This is a genomic window from Cupriavidus sp. WGlv3 (genome assembly GCF_023952475.1).
Classification (GTDB): domain Bacteria; phylum Pseudomonadota; class Gammaproteobacteria; order Burkholderiales; family Burkholderiaceae; genus Cupriavidus; species Cupriavidus phytorum.
Window position 1 is genome coordinate 128548 of record NZ_JALHRX010000006.1, and the last position, 19076, is coordinate 147623.

Consider the following 19076-nt stretch of genomic DNA (forward strand, 5'->3'; position numbering starts at 1 on the left):
GCAAGCCGGTTTTCAATGAAAATCCCGCCTCCCCACCAGCAGCCGCCCCAGCATCGGGCTCAGGTCCACCAGTTTCCTGGCCACCAGGTGGCACACGTCGCCCTGGCGCTGCCAGGTGCCGACCACGCCCAGCAGCGCCGGCAAGCGCCTCTCGGATCGTTTGCTCTGTCATCGCCGAACCTCCATTGGCAGTTGCCGATCGCGTCATTGGGGTATCTCCATCGACTCCTTTCGGCTAGCAACTGCACACACATTCGCAGGGTGATCTTGGGCAGCGTCTGTGTTCCCCGGACATCAATGCGGCCAGTGGATACGCTGCGATGCATGATGGCCTGTCGACCGACGCATGACCTGAATTTCCGGCCAGTACGGGATTCGCAGGAACTTGCTACATTGCTGACTGCTGGCGAAAACAGCCCCAGGCAGCTGCCCGGCTCACCGCAAACCGACAGACCAAGGAGACATCGAATGCACACCGCACTTCAACTTCGTTCGCAAATCAAGAGCAGCGGTGAACTCGAGCTATCGCTAGACAGCATCGACACGCCGCATCCTGGCCCGGATGAAGTGCTCATCCGCATTGAAGCCTCTCCTCTCAACCCGTCCGATCTCGGCCTGCTGTTCGGTGCGGCCGACATGAGCACGGCCAAGGCCAGCGGCACGGCCGAGCGCCCCATAGTCACGGCGCGCGTTCCGGAAGGCGCGATGCGCAGCATGGCGGGCCGCCTGGATGTGTCCATGCCGGTTGGCAATGAGGGCGCGGGCGTGGTCGTCGATGCAGGCTCGTCCCCTGCGGCGCAAGCCTTGATGGGAAAGACCGTCGCGGCCATCGGCGGCGCGATGTACTCGCAGTACCGCTGCATGTCCGCGGACCAGTGCCTGGTCTTGCCCGAAGGCGCCACGCCTGCTGACGGCGCGTCGTCATTCGTCAACCCGCTCACCGCACTGGGCATGGTCGAGACCATGCGGCTCGAAGGACATAGCGCCCTGGTGCACACCGCCGCGGCCTCCAACCTGGGCCAGATGCTCAATCAGATCTGTCTCAAGGATGGCATCAAGCTGGTGAACATCGTGCGCAAGCAGGAGCAGGCGGACCTGCTCAAGGCACAAGGTGCGGTCCACGTCTGCAACTCCGCGTCGCCCACGTTCATGCAGGAGCTCACCGAGGCACTCGTCGCCACCGGCGCAACGATCGCGTTCGACGCCACGGGCGGCGGCAAGCTCGCCGGCCAGATCCTCACCTGCATGGAAGCGGCCTTGAGCAAGACGGCCCGCGAATACAGCCGCTATGGCTCGACCACCCACAAGCAGGTCTACCTCTACGGCGGCCTGGACACAAGCCCGACCGAGTTCAACCGCAACTTCGGCATGGCGTGGGGCATGGGCGGCTGGCTGCTGTTCCCGTTCCTGCAGAAGATCGGGCGCGAGCGGGCCAACGCGCTGAAGCAACGCGTGGTGGCGGAGCTGAAGACCACCTTTGCCAGCCACTACTCGAAAGAGATCTCGCTGGCCGAGGTGCTGGACCTGGACGTGATCGCCGTCTACAACAAGCGCGCGACGGGGGAGAAGTACCTGATCAACCCGAACAAGGGCCTGGCCAGATAAATCACCGGGGGCGCCTTGCGCGCCCACGTGTCAAGAACCAGCCGCTGCGCCACAGCCAGCGGCGCGTGGCGGCCGGCAATAAGTGAGCGCTTTCCAGTTCCGCGGCGGTGTGGAAGCTCGCCCGGGTGCTGCCCTGGCAGTCGTCGCGCACGAGCACGCGCAGGGGCAAGTCCAGCGCAACGCTGGGTGCCGCGAGCATCAACGGCGTTCCCTGCTTGGCGTTGCCATGGATCAGAACCCGCGTCGGCGGCATCTGACTGCTGCCAGCGATGCTGCGGCCGTCTGTGATCGACCCTTCTCGGTCATCCGCAGAGCTTACTCCCAATGGCTGCTGCCTCATGGAGCGGACATTAGGCGCACTGGCGATGATAAGTCACCGCTCGAAGCACATCGATCCTTCTGGCGGTTGCGGGTCGGGCGCCATGTAACATATTTTTGATGAACGACGGTGGTAAAACCCTTCATGGTTTCACCCCCGTCGTTCGCTCACCCATCCGACACGGGCAATCTTACTTTGGGCGCCCTGCAGGATAGTGTGATCCCGTGAGGAGCCGGATTGCTAGCGGCGTGCGGCTACTTGGTCGAGCAGAGCGAAGTTTGACCGACGTTGCTTAAACCAATAGCCGACTCCAAGCGCAGCGATCCATACAGGGATGAGGTAGACAGACAAGCGGAGAGACGGCGTGAGGTACATAACCAGTAGAATGCACGCCATGAAAGCCAAGCAAACATAGTTGGTGAGCGGATGGAGGGGACTCTTGAATTGGGTAGTTTCTCCTGCCTCTCGTTTGGCTTTACGGAACTTCAGGTGAATCAAGCTGATCATTGCCCAGTTGATTACGATGGCCGACACGACCAATCCCATCAGAAGCTCAAAGGCTTTGCCTGGCATGAAATAGTTGATGACTACGCAGAACGCGGTTGCTATCGCTGACACGCCGATTGCGACAACCGGAATGCCGCGACGGCTAACCTGAAGTAGCGCACGCGGTGCATTGCCTTGTTGTGCGAGGCCAAACAGCATACGGCTATTGCAGTACACGCCGCTGTTATAGACTGATAGAGCGGCTGTAAGCACAACAACATTCAGCACATGCGCAATGATGTTGCTGTTTAGCGCATGGAAGATCAGTACGAAAGGACTGCCACCGGTCACCACCTTTTCCCAAGGGTAAAGGGAAAGCAACACTGCAAGTGCGCCAACGTAGAAGATCAAGATTCGATAGATGACCTGATTAGTCGCCTTCGGAATGCTTTTCTTTGGATTGTCAGCCTCTGCTGCGGTGATTCCGATGAGTTCGAGACCGCCATACGAAAACATGATGACAGCCATGGACATCACCAGGCCTGACACACCATTCGGGAAGAAGCCGCCGTGTTGCCAAAGGTTGGAAATGGTGGCATCAGGGCCCGCGTGACCGGTAAAAAGTAGCCAGGAACCAAAGCCGATCATGCCAAGAATGGCGGCGACCTTGATAATAGAAAACCAGAATTCCGTCTCGCCGTACGACTTGACACTCGTCAGGTTGATGAGGTTAATCATCACATAGAAGACAAGCGCGGACGCCCATGTCGGAACTTCTGGCCACCAGTATTGAACATAGATTCCTACCGCAGATAGCTCTGCCATGTTCACGAGGATGTACATCACCCAGTAGTTCCAACCGGCGACAAAGCCGGTGAACTGTCCACAGTACTTGTCAGCAAAGTAGCTAAATGAGCCAGCGACCGGCTCTTCCACAACCATTTCGCCGAGTTGTCGCATGATGAAAAATGCAATGACACCCGCAACAGCATAGCCCAGCAATATGGAGGGGCCTGCCATCTTGATAGTTTGGGCGATTCCAAGAAAGAGCCCAGTTCCGATTGCACCCCCAAGCGCGATGAGTTGTATATGGCGGTTTTTTAGTCCGCGCATCAGGCAATCGTTTTCGTGCTTCGATGTCATGTGTTGTCTCCAATCATACCAATGATTCCCGGAATATGAGCCAATGGGTCTTCGGCCATTTTCCGGACGGCTTTATGTCGTTTTTGGTAGCAGCCATGCGGTGCTAAAAAAGTGTTGGATTTCTCTTAATTCTGAAACCATCAACGTATGAGTCGACCTCGCGCATCGCGAGGTCACTCCAGACAGACTCGGGGCCTCTCTTCACACGGAAATCAAGCTGGTAGCAGAAAAAAATGCCGCGAGTGGGGATTGCCTTCCGTGCAATCTCTAGCGGGTAACCAATGCTTTGACAATGTTCAGCAATTAGAACGAGAGCACGCGCCTGTTACGCCCCCGAGTCGTTATCGTTTTCGGACGTTGAATAACGTTCCACGCTAGCCTTTAAAGTGGCACAGCTGAAAGTCGCTTGATTTCGCTCCAAACTTTCCGAGAGTAGTGAGGATCGAATAACGCCTGATATCCGCCCGTGTGCCAGAAGACGACAGGACCTTTCAGTTCCTTTTTCGCGGCCAGATCGATAAGCGCCGCCACAGCCTTTGCGCTGTAGACTGGATCTACGAGTATGCCTTCCGTCGTGGCGAGCAGATCGATCGCCTCCATTACTCCTGGCGCGGGCAGGCCATAGCCGTCTCCAAGGTAGTCTTCGGTGAGGTTGATGTCGCTGCGGGTTAGTTCGACTTCCGCCCCGATTAGTCGTGCGCCGCCTTGGGCATAGGCTAGGTATTGACCTGGAACATCCTCGTAAACGTCTGCGGCGACGACGATTCCCCTTACCGCGCTTTTAGAACCGTGAAGCACGTTTCCGAGCACCAGACCGGAGTGTGTTCCGCCTGAGGAACTGGCATGTACGATGGTGCCGATTTCACGACCGTGCTCAGCCATTTGCGCGCGAAGCTCGGAGTACGCGATCGCAAATCCCAAAGAGCTTCGCTCCGAGGCACAGCCGATTGGCAGTCGATAGACGCTTTCCCCACTATTTTCGAGTTCGGTGGCCACCGCCAGAGCATGCTGAGCGAGTTCTGGCCAGGTCACGTCGCCTACGAATCGTAGATCTGCGCCGAAAAGACCATCCAAAAGCAGATTGCCCACGGGTTCACGCGGTTCGTTGTGGCACAGTACGAGCGTGCAACGAAGACCGGTAGCCGCCGCAGCTGCAGCTACCGCACGAGTTGCATTGGAAAGACGCGATCCTTCCGCAACCAAGTGTTTAGCACCCTGAGCGATAGCATGAGCAAGCTCAACTTCAAGCTTGCGTACCTTGTTTCCCGCAAGCCCCACCGTGCCGATGTCATCGCGCTTGCACCATACCTCGACGCCAAGCTTCGCACTAAAACGCTCCAAGTATTGCACGGGAGATGTAAAGCCTCGGAGGTTAAGCTTTGGAAGTTTGGCGAGCGTATCTAGGGCGTTCATTGTGCTCCTCAAGTGATCTCTATCTAACATGTGACTGGGGGGCCGGAAAACAATGCAGGCACACGGCCCGTTTCGTCGGCCAGGACCGCCCCCCATGGCAGCATTGTGGTGGTGGCCGTCTGCATGGATATAATGAAATTCCGCCAACCCATACGACGTTTCCGACAAGATGCCTGGCGCTGAAATTTCCTATCCGCTCGGAAGGTCCTTGCCGCATGAGCTAGTGTTCCGAACGATGCAACTCAAAGAGGTGACGTCGTATCCAAATGAGAGCCACGACTGGGGCGAATTCGTGTTCTCTTTCAGCGGTGTGATTGAGCTAACTGTGGGAGTACGCACGTACTTGACGCCGCCGCACTATGGGCTATGGCTACCCCCGCGGACCGAGCACGGGGCTAGTACACGGTCAGAGGCTTGCTATTGCGTCTTGGATATCGCTTCAAACCTATGCGATAGATTGCCTACACAGGTGTGTACTTTGGCGACTGGCCCCATAATCAAGGCGATTCTGGCCGACTTGATGGCGAGGCGAGTTGACTATCCTCGCGATGACGACGATGAGCGGCTTATGCGAGTGTTAGTTGACCAGATGAGCCGTGCGCCTCGTCAAGATACATACTTGCCCAACTCGGAAGACCGAGCGCTGGCTCAAATACTTGAGGCCTTGCGCCAGCAACCAAGCGACAATCGTCCACTCGAGGCGTGGGCAAAAGCTGTACACAGTACGGAGCGCACCTTGTCGCGGCGCTGCCAGCGCGATCTTGGCATGTCGTTCCTGGAATGGCGGCAGCGATTGCGACTCGTGCGGGCGCTCTCCATGCTGGAGGAAGGGTTGGCCGTGCAGACGGTGGCACTCGAGTTGGGCTACAGCACTTCATCCGCTTTTATCGCGATGTTCCATCGATTGATGGGCGCAACGCCCGACGAGTTTCGTAAGCGTATCGTGCAGGGAGACGGTGACCCATAAAAGGGAAGTGCCAATGTCGACGAGCTTCTCTTCGGACACTATGGCGTGCATTGCCTTGCATCGTCGGCAAGAGCAAGTCGTAAGCGAGTGTCGTGCGACCGAAGTCAAGGGCACTACAGTCATTCACCGGGCGGGATTCGAATGGCAGAGGCTGGCCGATCGGCCTCCACGCCATGCTTTTGCCGCTCAAGCAACAGCTGGACGAGAGCGCAGATCGCCTGCAGGCACTGGTCTGACCAGGGAGAGCCTGCTTACCCGCCCGACGGATGAGCAGCGCTGAAAAGCAAACGGCGCGAGCCAACTAGTCTCGCGCCGTTTGCATCTCCCTCATTGGCGCCGTGCGTCTCAATGAAAATCCCGGCTCCCCACCAGCAGCCGCCCCAGCATCGGGCTCAGGTCCACCAGTTCCTTGGCCACCAGGTGGCGCACGTCGCCCTGGCGCTGCCAGGTGCCGACCACGCCCAGCAGCGTGGCGCCCAACACCTCCTTGCGCTGGCGCTCGACCAGGTCGGGCCACAGGATCAGGTTGATGCTGCCGGTCTCGTCCTCGATGGTGGCGAAGATGGTGCCGCTGGCGGTGGACGGGCGCTGGCGCACGGTGACGATGCCGCAGGCGCGCACGCGCCGGCCGTTGGCGCAGCGTTCGAGCTGGCTGGCGGTGATAAAGCGCATCGCCGCCAGCTTGTGCCGCAGCAGCGCCAGCGGATGCGACTTTAGCGACAACCCCAGGCTGGCATAGTCCGCGGTCACGTCTTCGCCGAGGCGCGGCGCGGGCAGCGCCAGCGCGGCTTCGGCGGGCGGCGCCTGGTACAGCAGGTCGCGGTGCGCGGCATGCGCGGCCGCGGCGCGCGCCTGCCAGCGGGCCTGGCGGCGATTGCCGGCGAGCGGCGCCAGCGCGTCGGCGGCGGCCAGCACGTCGATGTCGTGGCGGTCCAGGCTGGCGCGCAGCGCCAGGTCTTCGACACTGTCGAAGGCACGCTGCGCGCGCGCGGCCTCGATGCGCAGCGCGGCGGCCTCGCGCATGCCCTTGACCCGGCCCAGGCCCAGGCGCACGCGCGGATGCGGCGGCCGCTCCTGCCGAGTGCTGACCGCACTGGCCGCATCGGACTCCGGCACCGGCTCCAGCGTGCTGTCCCAACGGCTGATGGTGACATCCACCGGCAGCACCTCCACATCATGGCGGCGCGCATCCTGCACCAGCTGCGAGGGCGAATAGAAGCCCATCGGCTGGCTGTTCAACAGCGCGCACAGGAAGGCCGCCGGATGGTGGCACTTGAGCCACGAACTCACGTACACCAGCTTGGCGAAGCTGGCGGCATGGCTTTCGGGGAAGCCGTACTCGCCAAACCCCTCGATCTGCTTGCAGATCGCCAGCGCGAAGGATTCCGGATAGCCCTTGCCGGTCAGCGCGCGCACCAGCGCGTCCTGGTGCTTGCGCAGATCGCCGCGCCGCCGCCACGCGGCCATCGAGCGGCGCAGCTGGTCGGCCTGCCCGGGCGAGAAACCCGCCGCGTCGATGGCCAGCTGCATCACCTGCTCCTGGAAGATCGGCACGCCCAGCGTTCGGCCCAGCACTTTCTCGATCACCTGGTTGAAGTAGACCGGCGGCTTCTGCGTGCGGCGAAAGGCCTCGCGCCGCTTCAGGTACGGATGGACCATGCCGCCCTGGATCGGGCCCGGCCGCACGATCGCCACTTCCACCACCAGGTCGTAGTACTCGCGCGGCTGCAGCCGCGGCAGCATCGATTGCTGCGCGCGCGACTCGATCTGGAACACGCCGATGGTGTCGGCCTTGCAGATCATGTCGTAGGTCGGCTTGTCCTCCTTCGGAATGTCCTCCATGCGCGCCGGCAGCCCCGCGCGCGCCGGATCGCGGCTGGGGTTGGGAATCATCTCCAGCGCGCGCCGGATCGCCGACAGCATGCCCAGCGCCAGCACGTCGACCTTGAGCAGGCCCAGCGACTCCAGGTCGTCCTTGTCCCACTGGATCACGCTGCGGTCGGCCATGGCCGCGTTCTCGATCGGCACCAGCCGCGACAGCTTGTGCCGCGCGATCACGAAGCCGCCGACGTGCTGCGACAGGTGGCGCGGAAAGCCGCGCAGCTGCGCGGTCAGGCTGGCCCACTGCTGCACCGCCGGGGACTCGGGATCGAGCCCGTAGCGGGCGATCTTGTCGACAAAGCCCGGGCCGCCGTCCCACCATGCCTGGCCCTTGACCACCTGCTCGACCACGCTGGCGTCGATGCCGAGCGCGCGGCCCACGTCGCGCAGAGCGCTGCGCGAACGGTACGTGATCAGCGACGCCGCCAGCGCGGCGCGATGGCGGCCGTATTTGTCGTAGATGTACTGGATCACCTCTTCGCGCCGCTGGTGCTCGAAATCCACGTCGATATCGGGCGGCTCATCGCGCTCGCGCGACAGGAAGCGGCCGAACAGCAGGTTGGCCTGCTCGGGGCTGACCTCGGTCACATACAGGCAGAAGCACACCAGCGAATTGGCGGCGGAGCCGCGCCCCTGGCACAGGATGCCGCGCGAGCGCGCAAAGCGCACGATGTCGTGCACTGTGAGGAAGAACGGCTCGTAGTGCTTTGCCTCGATCAGCGCCAGCTCTTCGTCCAGCTGCTTGTCCCACTCCGGCCTGAGGCCGTTGGGAAAGCGCTCGCGCTTGCCCCGCTCGACTTCCTTGCGCAGGTAGGAGATCGGTGTTTCGTTGGGCGGCACCAGTTCCTCGGGGTACTCGTAGCGCAGCGTGGCCAGCGAGAAATCGCAGGTCTCGGCAATCTTCAGCGTCTGCGCCAGCGCCTCGCGCGGGTACAGGCGCGACAGCACCTGGCGCATGCGCAGGTGCTGCTCGGCATTGGGCGCCAGCGCCATGCCGCATTCGGCCAGCGGCTGGCCCAGCCGGATCGCGGTCAGCACGTCGGACAGCGGCTTGCGCGAACGCACATGCATGGTGACCGCGCCGGCCGCGGCCAGCGGCACGCCGCTCTGCGCCGATACCGCTTCCAGGCGCGCGCGGTGCAAGGCATCGGCATGGCCCTGCAACTGTTCCAGCGCGATCCAGGCACGCTCGCCGAACACTGCGCGGCACCACTCGGCCTGCTCCAGCAGCCGTTCAGGCTCGGCGCAATAGTCGGGCAGCAGCAGCGCCACGCAGCCGGGCATGCCGCGCAGGTGGGCGACGTCACCGGCCGGCGCGGCGAGGTCTTCGGGATGCAGCCGGTAGCTGCCCTTCTGCGCGCGCCGGCGGCCCAGCGTGATCAGCTCGCTCAGGTTGCCGAAACCCTCGCGGTGCTGCGCGATCAGCACCAGCCGCAGCGGCGCCTGTTCCGGTCCATCGGCCGGGATCAGGCTGAAGCGGCTGCCGATCAGCAGCGAGAACGCATCGGCGGCACGGGCCAGCGCCTGCAGTCGTTGGTGGCGGCTGGCGTGGAAGCCGGGATCGTCGTCGCCGCTGCCGAAGGCATCGCCGTCGTCGAGCAGCGGTTCATCGATGCCGTCATCGACACCATCGTCGGCATCCTCAGCGATCCGTGCCGCGCTGCGCGCCACCGCGTCGTGCAGGCGCTTGCGCAGGGTCTCGATGGCATCGTGCGCGCGCGCGGTGCCGGCCACCGAGCATTCATCGGTCAGCGCCAGCCCGCGGTAGCCCAGGCCGAAGGCGCGCTCGATCAGTTCGCCCGGGTGCGAGGCGCCGGTCAGGAAGGTGAAGTTGGAGATGCAGTGCAGTTCCACGTAATCCGGCAATGCCGGCAGCAAGCGTGGCAACGACGCTGGCAACGATGGGAGCAAGGGCGGCGCGCTCATGCGAACAACCCATGCAGGAACCAGCGGTATTCGCCGCCATCGTCGTGCGCGGCATGGCCCGGACGCTCGCGGAAGATCCAGCAGCGCAGGCCGTCGGCGCGCTCGGCGATAAAGTAGTCGCGCGTGGCCAGGGCCCCGTCCCACCACCCGGCCTCGATGCGCTCGGGCCGGCTCAGCAGCGCCAGCGGGCCGCCGTGGCAGGGCCGGTGGCGCTGCACCGGCAGCGGCAGCGGTTGCGGCAGCAGCCACAGCGGGCGCTCCGGCGGCGGCGCCGGCAGGCCGGCGGGCTTGCCGGCGGGCTCGTCGACCGGACACCAGCGGTTGGCGCGCTCGGGCCGGTGGTCGGCCAGCGGCCGCGGCTGCAGCACGTTGTCGCGGCCCAGCCGCGCCATCAGCGTATCGAGCAGGCGGCCCAGGTCTTCCGGCGTGCCGCCGGGCTCGGGGAACAGCGCCTCGCTTTGCGGCACGCACGCGGCCATGGCTTCCACGCGCAGCGCCAGGCCGGTCACCGGGGCATGGAAGCTGAGCTGGTCGAGCTTTTCGCGCAGCAGCCGCGACAGGTGCGCGGGATCGCGGCTGGGCTGGGCCAGGCCCAGTGGCACCGGGGTGCCTTCGGTCGCCGCGCCGCGCCGGTAGCGCTCATGCTCCAGCACCAGCACGCAGCGCGTGACGCCGGCCTGCTGCACCGCCAGCCAGCCCGCCAGCGCCAGCAGCAGCCGCTGCGCGCCGGTCAGCACGGCTTCAGCGGATTCGATCCGGCCCGGCAGGTCCATGCGCTGCGCAAACGCGGGCGGCGCCACAAACCAGACAAAGCGCGCCGGCGCCTCGCCATAGGCCTGGTCCAGCCGCGCCAGCAGCGCCGGGCCCAGCCGGCGCGTCAGGCCCGCGCGCGGCAGGCGCCGCACCTCCCCCAGCGTGCGGCAGCCGATGCCGTCCAGCCAGGCCGGATCGGCCAGCGTGTGCAGCGCCTCCACCGGCAGGCGATCGAGCAGCCGGTGCAGGCGCGCCATGCCCACCGCCCGGCGGCCGGGCCGCATCACGCCGCGCCGCGTGCGCCGCAGCGGCTGGCGCGCCAGCCACGCGGCGCCGTGCGCGGTCGGGCCGCATCCCACCTGGGCCACGGTGCCCAGCTGGCGCACGCAGGCCCGCACCGCGCGGCACAGCGCGCGATGGCCGCCGAACAGCCGCAGGCTGGCGCTGACATCGAGCATCAGCGTGGCCGACTCCGGCTCCTCGTCGACGCTCACGCCGGGCGTGAAACGCAGCAGCGCCAGCGCCACCGCTTCCATCAGCGCGGCTTCGGCGGCCGGGTCGCGCTCCAGCTGCACGATATCGGCCGACAGGGCCTGCACGCCGCCGCGGCGCATGCCATAGCGCACGCCCAGCTGCATCGCCGGGCCGTTGGCCAGCACCACCTGCTCGCGCGCCATCACCGCCACCGGCAGCGCATGGTGCAGGGTGGCGGCGGCAGGCGGGCTCGCGGCGGGCGCCAGTTCAGGCCAGTTGGGCTGCAGGGCGTCCAGGGGCAGGCGCGGCAGGTGCACCGCGATCCAGTACGGCATCGGAAGAAAGCTGAGAAGACTGCGCCAGCGGTTCAGGCTCGGCAGGTGCGCCTGCCGGGACCGGCCAGGCGGCCGCGCGGGTGGCCGCCGCCATGCCGTCCAGGCGCAGCAGCAGCGGCGTGTCCCGCACCGGCCCGCGGCGCTTGTGGAAGGTGATCGACAGCACGTTGCCCGGCAGCGGCGCCAGCAGCAGCCGCAGCACCGCGGGCGACGACTCGCGCAGCGCCGCGGCCGGGCGCAATGCCCAGGCCACCGCGTCGCCGGCCTGTGCCAGCACCTGCAGCCGCCGCAGCGCCTCGGGACGCGCCGCCGGCAGCCACACCAGCACGCCGCCAAAGGCCTGGCTGCGCAGCACCTGCTCGGCGGCCCACAGCATGTCGGCCTGCTGCGCGGCCCGGGCCGCTTCGGCCGGAGCACGCACCCAGTAGCACTGCCGCGCCGGCAGCCCGGCCGCGGCCAGCGCCATCGCATTGGGCAGGTAAGGCGGCGCCACCAGCGCAATGCGCCGCCCTGCCCCGGCCAGCGTGCGCAGGGCCGGCAGCAGCAGGCGCATTTCCCCCGCGCCGCCCTGCGTGGTCAGCAGTTCGGTCAGGCCGCCGGCCGGCCAGCCGCCGCCGGGCAGTTCCGCCGACAACGCGTCATACCCGGTCGGGCACACCGCGGCACCGCCGGCGCGGCCCAGCTGGCCGGCCCGCCACAACCCGGGATAGCGCTGCTCGAGCGCCGACAGCGCCTGCTGGCGCTCGGCCGCGGCCGGCCGGACCGGCCCTGAGGCCGCCGGCGCAGGGAAAAGCAGACCCTCCGCCGCCCTTGGCGGGGCTGTGTGCAATGGCGCAGTCATGTGACGTTAAAGTCGCTCGCTGGCAGGGTGAGCATTTAGGATATTTACGATAACTGTATATTTATACAGTATCGGTGACAAGGCAAGGGGTAACGGAATGGGGTGGAGGCAGAGGCACTGCGGCGCGTCTCGACGACGCGCGGGCATTCTCTCCCTTGCATGCCTTTGGCCACGGAAGCTGTCATGCACTATCATTCCATAGAATGATTTTTTGCGAAAAAAGCTTCTATCGAATGACAAGCATGAGGGCAGCGAAGGCAGCTATCATTCTAAAGAATGATTTTTCTCATTGACTAATTCCATGTCATTAATCTCCCAATGTCGCCAGTTGCGGGAAGCCAGGGGCAAGAGCCTTGGCGAACTCGGCCGGATCCTCGGCATGGCAGCGCAAAACCTGTCGGCCATCCTGCTCGGCAAGAAGGACAGCCGCGCTTCCACGCTGGAAGCGCTGGCCGCCGCGCTGGATGCGCAATGGGTCCTGGTGCCCAACGAGCGCCTCGCCGAAGTCCGCCAGGTGCTGGAAGGCAAGGGCAGCGGCCCCGACCGCGGCGCCCGCGCCGCGCTCGACATCTTCCTGGACAAGGAATGAGCTACGCCCTGCATCCCCGCTTCCTGGAAGTCCGGCTATATGACCGGCTCTGCGGCTACCTGTGCGAGGCGGGCGGCAATGTCCGCTTCGTGCCCGCCGATGAATTCCGCGGCGACACCGACCGCCCCACGCTGAGCCTGTCGATCACGGTGCCGACCGAAGCCGGCCGCCGCGCCACCGCCGAGGTACTGGACAACCCCTTCCATCCCGCGGTCTACAACACCGGCCATGAGTTGCCGCCTTACTTTGCCGGGCTGCTGCCCGAAGGCGAACTGCGCAAGCGGCTGGAAGCCACCCGCAGCCACCCCGAAGACAAGGACGACTTCGGCATCCTGGCCTCGGCCGGCAACGACCTGCCCGGAGCCGTGGTGGTGCGGCCGGCGGACATCGGCGCCCTGCCCGCCTATGCCCGCGCCTATGGCGTGACCGGCGGCGCCGACAACCTGGAGATCGCCGTGGTCGAGGGCGCCACGCAAGGGGCCGCGTCGGTGTCCGGGGTGCAGAACAAGCTGGCGCTGTCGACGGTGCAGGACGGCAAGCGCTACATGCTGCCGAGCCACGGCAAGCTGTCCGACATCATCGCCAAGCTGCCGGCCAGGAACGACGACGCGCAGGTGTTCAACGAATCGGTCTCGATGCAGCTCGCGGCAGCCGCCGGCGTGCATGTGGCGGCCACGCGCGTGCTGCCCATGTCGACCATCGCGGTGGAGGGGCTGGCCGAGGCCCTGGGCGAAGACTTGCATTACCTGGCAGTCGACCGTTTCGACCGCACCCCGGCCGGGCGCGTGCATGCCGAGGACGGCTGCCAGATGCTGGGCCGGATGCCGGCCCGCAAGTACGCCAGCATCGACGGCTACGTGCAGCTGGTGGCCACGCTGTACCGCCTGAGCCCGAGCGGAGTCGAGCATGTGCGGCAGTTCTTCCTGCGCCAGGCGGTCAATACGCTGATCGGCAACAGCGACGCGCACCTGAAGAACTTCTCGGTGATCTATCCCAACGGCGTGCTGCCGGTGCTGTCGCCGGCGTACGACATCGTCTGCGTGGCCGCGCTGCCCGGCTTTGCCTCGTACGGCCAGAACGTCGCCATCGACCGGCTGCAGCGCGAGGAAACCCTGGCCATGTACGAGGCGATCGCCGAGAAAGCCGGCGTGCCGCGACGCATCGCCACCGCCGCGGTCAGGGAAGCGGTGGCGCTGGCGCATGCCCGCTGGCCGCGCCTGCTGGACGAGCTCGACGCACCGCCTGCGATCCGCGAGGTCGTCACCGGGCGGCTGGCGACGCTGCCGCTGGCGCGCGCGGGGCGCTCGGGCCGATGAGTGCCCGCGCCGCGTAGCGGCACCGAAAGCATCGCCATCGCGGATAATGCGCCATCCACCCATTCACCACGTCCCATGTCCGCCAGCAGCCCCAGCACCCGACGCATCGACTGGACCACCCTGTTCCTGCTGACCTTTCCGCCGCTGAGCTGGGCCGGCAATGCCATCGTGGGCCGGCTTGCCGCCGGCACGGTGCCGCCGGTCACGCTGAACTGGGTGCGCTGGGTGCTGGCCGGCATGCTGCTGGCACCGTTTGCCTGGCGCGGCGTGGTCGAGCACCGCGCGGTGCTGCGCCGGCACGCGGGCGTGATCACCGCCATGGGCATCCTGTCGATCGCCAGCTATAACGCGCTGCAGTACCTGGCGCTGACCACCTCGACGCCGATCAACGTGACCCTGATCGGCGCCTCCACGCCGCTGTTTCTGATCGTGATCGGCGCGCTGTGCTTCGGCGAGCGGGTCCGGCCCTGGCATGTCGCCGGCGCGCTGCTGTGCATGGTCGGCGTGACCTTCGTGCTGGTGCGCGGCGAACTGGCGCGGCTGGCGCAGCTGGACCTGGTGCCGGGCGACCTGTTCATGCTGGCGGCCACCATCGCCTGGAGCGCCTACACCTGGCTGCTGCGCAAGCAGCGCCCCGCGCTGCCGCTGCCGGTACTGCTGTTCGCGCAGATCGTCACCGGCGTGCTGGCCAGCGCGCCGGTGACGGCATGGGAACTGCTGACGCTGGAGCAGCCGCTGCAATGGAACGGCAAGGTCGCGGGCATCCTGCTCTATGTCGCGACCATCCCGTCGCTGCTGGCCTACTTTGCCTGGGACCGCGCCATCGCGCGCGCGGGCGCGCAGCTGCCGGTGTTCTTCATCACGCTGACGCCGGTCTTCGCCGCGCTGCTGTCGACGGTGCTGCTGGGCGACTGGCCGCGCTGGTACCACGGCGTCGGGCTGGCCGCGATCGCGGCCGGGATCTGGCTGGCGCAGCGGCGCTGACGCGACGGGCTCCGCTCAGCGCGCCCCCTCAGCGCGCCATGACCTTGTCCGGCGTCATCGGCGTGCTGCGCAGCCGCCTGCCGGTGGCGTGATAGATCGCATTGCTGATCGCGGCGGCAACGCCCACCAGCCCGATTTCGCCCACGCCCTTGGCGCCCAGGCTGCTGACCACGCGGTCGTCCTCGTCGACGAAGATCACGTCGAGGTCCTGGATATCGGCATGCGAGGCGATGTGGTACTCGGCGATATTGCGGTTCATGAAGCGGCCGAGCGCATGGTCGCTGTGCGTTTCCTCGTGCAGCGCCTGGCCGATGCCCCACACCATGCCGCCCAGGATCTGGCTGCGCGCGGTCCTGGGGTTGATGATGCGGCCCGCCGCCACCGCGCTGACCACGCGCGTCACACGCACGGTGCCCAGCGCCTCGTCGACGCGCACCTCGCAGAACACGGCGGAGTGCGCGGCGCGCGTGTACTGCTTCTGTTTGAAGATATTGGGCAATTGCAGGAACGATGCCTCGATCTGCTGGCGCCGGGTCGCTGCCAGGATGCCGGTCAGCGGCAACGACACGCCGGGGCTGGCGCGCAGGCTGACCCGGCCGTGCTCGAACACCAGGTCCTCGTAGCGCGCCCGCTCGAAGCCGGCACCCTGCATGCGCCGCGCCATGTGCCACAGCATCCGGCGCAGCTTGTCGCACACGCCGTCGACCGCACTGCCGACCGTGGCCACATGCGCCGAGCCGCCCTCGACGGGCGCCACCGGCAGCTCCGAATCGCCCAGCACGAACGTCACCTGCTCCAGCGGCAGGCCCAGCGACGCGGCGGCGATCTGGCTCATCACCGTCAGCGTGCCGGTGCCGATGTCGGTGGCGGCGCTGGCCACCTCGAGCCGGCCATCGGCGCGGAACACCGCGCGGGCACGGCTGAACATCTGCAGCGCATCCCAGGTGCCGCTGGCCATGCCCCAGCCGATCAGCTCGTGGCCATCGCGCATCGCACGCGGCTGCGGCGGCCGCCCGGCCCAGCCGAACCGTTGCGCGGCCTGCGTGTAGCATTCCCGCAGCGCCTTGCTCGAGAACGGCAGGCCGCTGGCACCGTCGCGCTCGGCGTAGTTTTTCAGTCGCAGCGCCAGCGGGTCCATCCCCACCGCATAGGACAACTCATCCATCGCCACCTCGATCGCATGCACGCCGTGCGCGGCGCCCGGCGCGCGCATGTCGGCCGGCGTGGGCTGGTCCAGGTCGACCAGTTGATAGTCCTGCCGGCTGTTCTCGGACGCATAGAGCTGCGTGGACCAGTTGACCACCACTTCGACGTAGTGCTCCATGCGCGAGGTCTCGGCCACCGCTTCATGGATCAGGCTCACCAGCCTGCCATCGGCGTCGGCGCCCAGCCGCACCCGCTGCCAGGTCTCGGGCCGGTGGCAGAAGGTGAACATCTGCGGCCGCGTCAGCACCACGCGCACCGAGCGTTCCAGCGCCAGCGCCGCCATCACCGCCAGGATCAGCTGGTACTGCGGACGCAGCCCCGAGCCGAAGGCGCCGCCTACGTATTCATTGCGCACCGTGACCTTGCGCTTGGGCAGCCCGAACACCCGCGACACCATCCAGCGCGAGTTCTGCGAGCCCTGGGTCTTGTCGTAGATGGTCAGGTGGCCGTCGCCGCCGCGGATCACCGTGGTGGCGTGCATCTCCATCGGGTTGTGGTGTTCCACGCCGCTGTAGAACTCGGCGTCGACCTGAAAAGCCGCGCGCGCGAAAGCGGCGTCGGCGTCGCCGCGCGCCTTGGGCGGGCTGGAATAGCCCGCCTTCAAGCGCATCGGCTTGCCGGCGCGGCCGAGGTGGTCCAGCAGGCTGGTCTCGTGCTGCCACGCCTGGTAGCGCACGCGCACCAGCGTGGCGGCATGGCGCGCCGCCTCGAAGGTCTCGGCCACCACCAGCGCGACCGGCTGGCCGCTGTACCAGATGCGCGCGTCGTGCAGCGGCTTGAACGGCGAACCGGCGGGCGCGACCATGTCCTTGTAGAACAGGTCGAGCGAACGCATGCGCGGGCGGCGCTCATGGGTCAGCACGTCAAGCACGCCCGGCACCGCCAGCGCCGCGCTGCAATCGATCGACACGATGCGTCCGCGCGCAATGGTGCTGTTCACCACCACACCATGCGCAAGGTCGAAGGCCGGATGCTCGGCGGCATAGCGCGCCGTGCCGGTGACCTTGGCCACGCCATCGAGGCGCGGGACCGGCGTACCGATGCCGACCGGCCCCGTGCCGGGCCGTGCGCGCGGCGTACATTGCGGGATCGGATCGTTCATGGCTGCTCCTCCTCGCTGAAGGCGTCTTCGCCGGTATTGCTCAGCACGCCGGCGACCGCCATTTCCAGCGCGCGCACGATCGCGCGCTCGGCCAGCGCAATCTTGAAGCTGTTGCCGGGCAGGCTCTCGGGCACGGCCGGGCCGCCCCAGGCGCGCGCATCGCGCAGCAGGAAGCGGGCCACGGAGGCAAAGTGCTCGGCGGTGGCGGGCCGGCCCTGCAGGCGCGCCTCTGCCTCGGGATCACGCCACGGCTTGTGGGCCACGCCGCCCAGTGCCAGCCGCGCGGCGCAAACGGTGCCATCGTCGGCAAGGTCCAGCGCGGCAGCCACCGACACCAGCGCGAACGCAAACGACGCGCGCTCGCGGAGCTTCAGGTAGCAGGCATGGCGCGCGAACTCGGCGGCGGGCGGCAGCACGATGTGGGTGATCAGTTCATCCGGGCGCAGCGTGGTGTCGATGTGCGGGCGGTCCTCGGGCAGCCGATGGAATTCATGGAACGGAATCTCGCGGCGGCCGCTGGCCGATGCCACGTGCACCACCGCGCCCAGCGCCGCCAGTGCCACGCACATGTCGGAGGGATGGGTGGCGACGCAATGCTCGCTCGCGCCCAGGATGGCATGCTGGCGCGCCAGCCCGGTCGCCGCCGGGCAGCCGCTGCCGGGCTCGCGCTTGTTGCAGGGCACGCCCGGATCATAGAAGTAATAGCAGCGCGTGCGCTGCAGCAGGTTGCCGCCGTTGGTCGCCATATTGCGGATCTGCGCCGAGGCCCCGGCCAGGATCGCCGCGCGCAGCAGCGGATACTGCGCGCGCACCAGCGGGTGCTGCGCGGTATCGGCATTGCTGGCCAGCGCGCCGAGCCTGAGCCCGCCATCCGCCGTGGCCTCGATCATCCGCAGCGGCAGTTGCCTGACATCGACCAGCGTGGCCGGATGCATCAGGCCGCCCTTCACCAGGTCGATCAGGTTGGTGCCGGAGGCGAGGAAGTGCGGCGCGTGGTCGTCGCCAAGGCTTGGCTCGCCGGCGTCCCGCTGCGCCGCGGCGATCGATTGCAGCGCCGCTTCCACCGTGGCCGCGCGCTCATAGCGGAACGGGTTCATGATGGCTCCTGGTCGCGGTCGGTCAGCCCGGCGACTTCGGCGATCGCCTCGACGATCTGCGCATACGCGCCGCAGCGGCACAGGTTGCCGCTCATGCGCTCGCGGATCTCCTGCCGGCTTGCCGGCGGATGCTCGTTCAGCAGGCCCACCGCCGAGCACAGCTGTCCCGGCGTGCAATAGCCGCACTGGAACGCGTCGTGGTCGATAAAGGCCTGCTGCAGCGGATGCAGCGCGCCCGTGTCGCGCTCGGCCAGCCCCTCCACGGTGGTGATGTCGGCGCCGTCATAGGACACCGCCAGGCACAGGCACGACTTGATGCGCCTGCCGCCGACCAGCACCGTGCAGGCGCCGCATTGGCCGTGGTCGCAGCCCTTCTTGGTGCCGGTGAGTTGCAGTTGCTCGCGCAGCAGGTCCAGCAGGATTACCCACGGGGCCAGCAGCAGTTCATGGGTGATGCCGTTGATGTGCAGCGTGGTGGGGATCTGTTGCAGTGCGCCGGCCTGGGATGCCGGGGGAGCAAGCGGGTCTTCCAGTGCCATGGGCGCCTCCGCTGGGTCACGTTCGTGGGGGAATGGAACGAAGGCAGCAAGCGTCATGCCATCAGGCTTCGCCGGCTTCACCACGTTGCATCGGATGAGC

General features: G+C 66.5%; 14 protein-coding genes and 1 pseudogene. 5 read left to right on the forward strand and 10 right to left on the reverse strand.

The window, feature by feature from the left end; all coding sequences use genetic code 11:
* Positions 1–12: 12 nt before the first annotated feature.
* Positions 13–138 (reverse strand): annotated as a pseudogene (locus MKD38_RS31020) (error-prone DNA polymerase); the annotation flags it as partial.
* Positions 139–468: 330 nt separating this feature from the next.
* Here MKD38_RS31020 and MKD38_RS13015 point away from each other — a divergent pair.
* Positions 469–1605 (forward strand): zinc-binding dehydrogenase, encoded by a 1137-nt coding sequence (locus tag MKD38_RS13015; protein WP_252677386.1) that lies wholly within the window; start codon positions 469–471, stop codon positions 1603–1605.
* A 1-nt stretch (position 1606) separates the two neighbouring features.
* Here MKD38_RS13015 and MKD38_RS13020 read toward each other — a convergent pair whose 3' ends face one another.
* From MKD38_RS13020 to MKD38_RS13030, 3 genes are all read right to left on the reverse strand, one after another.
* Positions 1607–1945, reverse strand: a complete 339-nt coding sequence (locus MKD38_RS13020) for a DUF302 domain-containing protein (protein WP_252677388.1) — start codon at positions 1943–1945, stop codon at positions 1607–1609.
* A gap of 219 nt (positions 1946–2164) precedes the next feature.
* Entirely contained in the window at positions 2165–3553 is a 1389-nt protein-coding gene (locus MKD38_RS13025; RefSeq protein ID WP_252677390.1) for an amino acid permease, read from the reverse strand.
* A 381-nt stretch (positions 3554–3934) separates the two neighbouring features.
* The gene (locus MKD38_RS13030) at positions 3935–4966 is read right to left on the reverse strand and encodes a 1-aminocyclopropane-1-carboxylate deaminase/D-cysteine desulfhydrase (RefSeq protein ID WP_252677392.1); all 1032 of its coding nucleotides are present in this window, start codon (positions 4964–4966) and stop codon (positions 3935–3937) included.
* Positions 4967–5585: 619 nt separating this feature from the next.
* On the opposite strand from MKD38_RS13030, the gene MKD38_RS13035 reads away from it, so the two are divergent.
* Complete coding sequence (locus MKD38_RS13035) at positions 5586–5933, forward strand: helix-turn-helix domain-containing protein (RefSeq protein WP_252677394.1); 348 nt, start codon at positions 5586–5588, stop codon at positions 5931–5933.
* A 345-nt stretch (positions 5934–6278) separates the two neighbouring features.
* Here the strand turns inward: MKD38_RS13035 and MKD38_RS13045 are convergent, their stop codons facing one another.
* Genes MKD38_RS13045 through imuA form a run of 3 tightly spaced genes read right to left on the reverse strand, consistent with a single transcriptional unit; the run spans position 6279 to position 12143 of the window.
* Entirely contained in the window at positions 6279–9740 is a 3462-nt protein-coding gene (locus MKD38_RS13045; protein WP_252677396.1) for an error-prone DNA polymerase, read from the reverse strand.
* Positions 9737–11302 carry a Y-family DNA polymerase gene (locus MKD38_RS13050; RefSeq protein ID WP_252677398.1) on the reverse strand — a complete coding sequence of 522 codons (1566 nt, stop codon included), beginning with the start codon at positions 11300–11302 and terminating at the stop codon, positions 9737–9739. Before MKD38_RS13050 ends, MKD38_RS13045 begins: the two co-directional genes overlap by 4 nt.
* Positions 11235–12143 (reverse strand): translesion DNA synthesis-associated protein ImuA, encoded by a 909-nt coding sequence (imuA, locus tag MKD38_RS13055; RefSeq protein WP_252677400.1) that lies wholly within the window; start codon positions 12141–12143, stop codon positions 11235–11237. Before imuA ends, MKD38_RS13050 begins: the two co-directional genes overlap by 68 nt.
* A 301-nt stretch (positions 12144–12444) precedes the next feature.
* Here imuA and MKD38_RS13060 point away from each other — a divergent pair, with 301 nt between their 5' ends.
* The 3 genes from MKD38_RS13060 to MKD38_RS13070 all read left to right on the forward strand — a co-directional run bounded on the left by MKD38_RS13060 (position 12445) and on the right by MKD38_RS13070 (position 15032).
* Positions 12445–12732, forward strand: coding sequence for a helix-turn-helix domain-containing protein (locus MKD38_RS13060; protein WP_252677401.1), 288 nt, complete (start codon positions 12445–12447; stop codon positions 12730–12732).
* On the forward strand, positions 12729–14048 hold the full coding sequence (locus MKD38_RS13065; RefSeq protein ID WP_252677402.1) for a type II toxin-antitoxin system HipA family toxin: 1320 nt from the start codon (positions 12729–12731) through the stop codon (positions 14046–14048). The genes MKD38_RS13060 and MKD38_RS13065 overlap by 4 nt, the downstream gene beginning before the upstream one ends.
* A 75-nt stretch (positions 14049–14123) precedes the next feature.
* On the forward strand, positions 14124–15032 hold the full coding sequence (locus MKD38_RS13070) for a DMT family transporter (protein ID WP_252677403.1): 909 nt from the start codon (positions 14124–14126) through the stop codon (positions 15030–15032).
* 28 nt (positions 15033–15060) lie between these two features.
* On the opposite strand, the gene MKD38_RS13075 is transcribed toward MKD38_RS13070, so the two are convergent.
* The 3 genes from MKD38_RS13075 to MKD38_RS13085 are packed head-to-tail and all read right to left on the reverse strand — an operon-like array spanning position 15061 to position 18976.
* Entirely contained in the window at positions 15061–17340 is a 2280-nt protein-coding gene (locus MKD38_RS13075) for a xanthine dehydrogenase family protein molybdopterin-binding subunit (protein ID WP_252677404.1), read from the reverse strand.
* On the reverse strand, positions 17337–18437 hold the full coding sequence (locus MKD38_RS13080; protein ID WP_252677405.1) for an FAD binding domain-containing protein: 1101 nt from the start codon (positions 18435–18437) through the stop codon (positions 17337–17339). The genes MKD38_RS13075 and MKD38_RS13080 overlap by 4 nt, the downstream gene beginning before the upstream one ends.
* Complete coding sequence (locus MKD38_RS13085) at positions 18434–18976, reverse strand: (2Fe-2S)-binding protein (RefSeq protein WP_252677406.1); 543 nt, start codon at positions 18974–18976, stop codon at positions 18434–18436. The genes MKD38_RS13080 and MKD38_RS13085 overlap by 4 nt, the downstream gene beginning before the upstream one ends.
* Positions 18977–19076 lie beyond the last annotated feature (100 nt).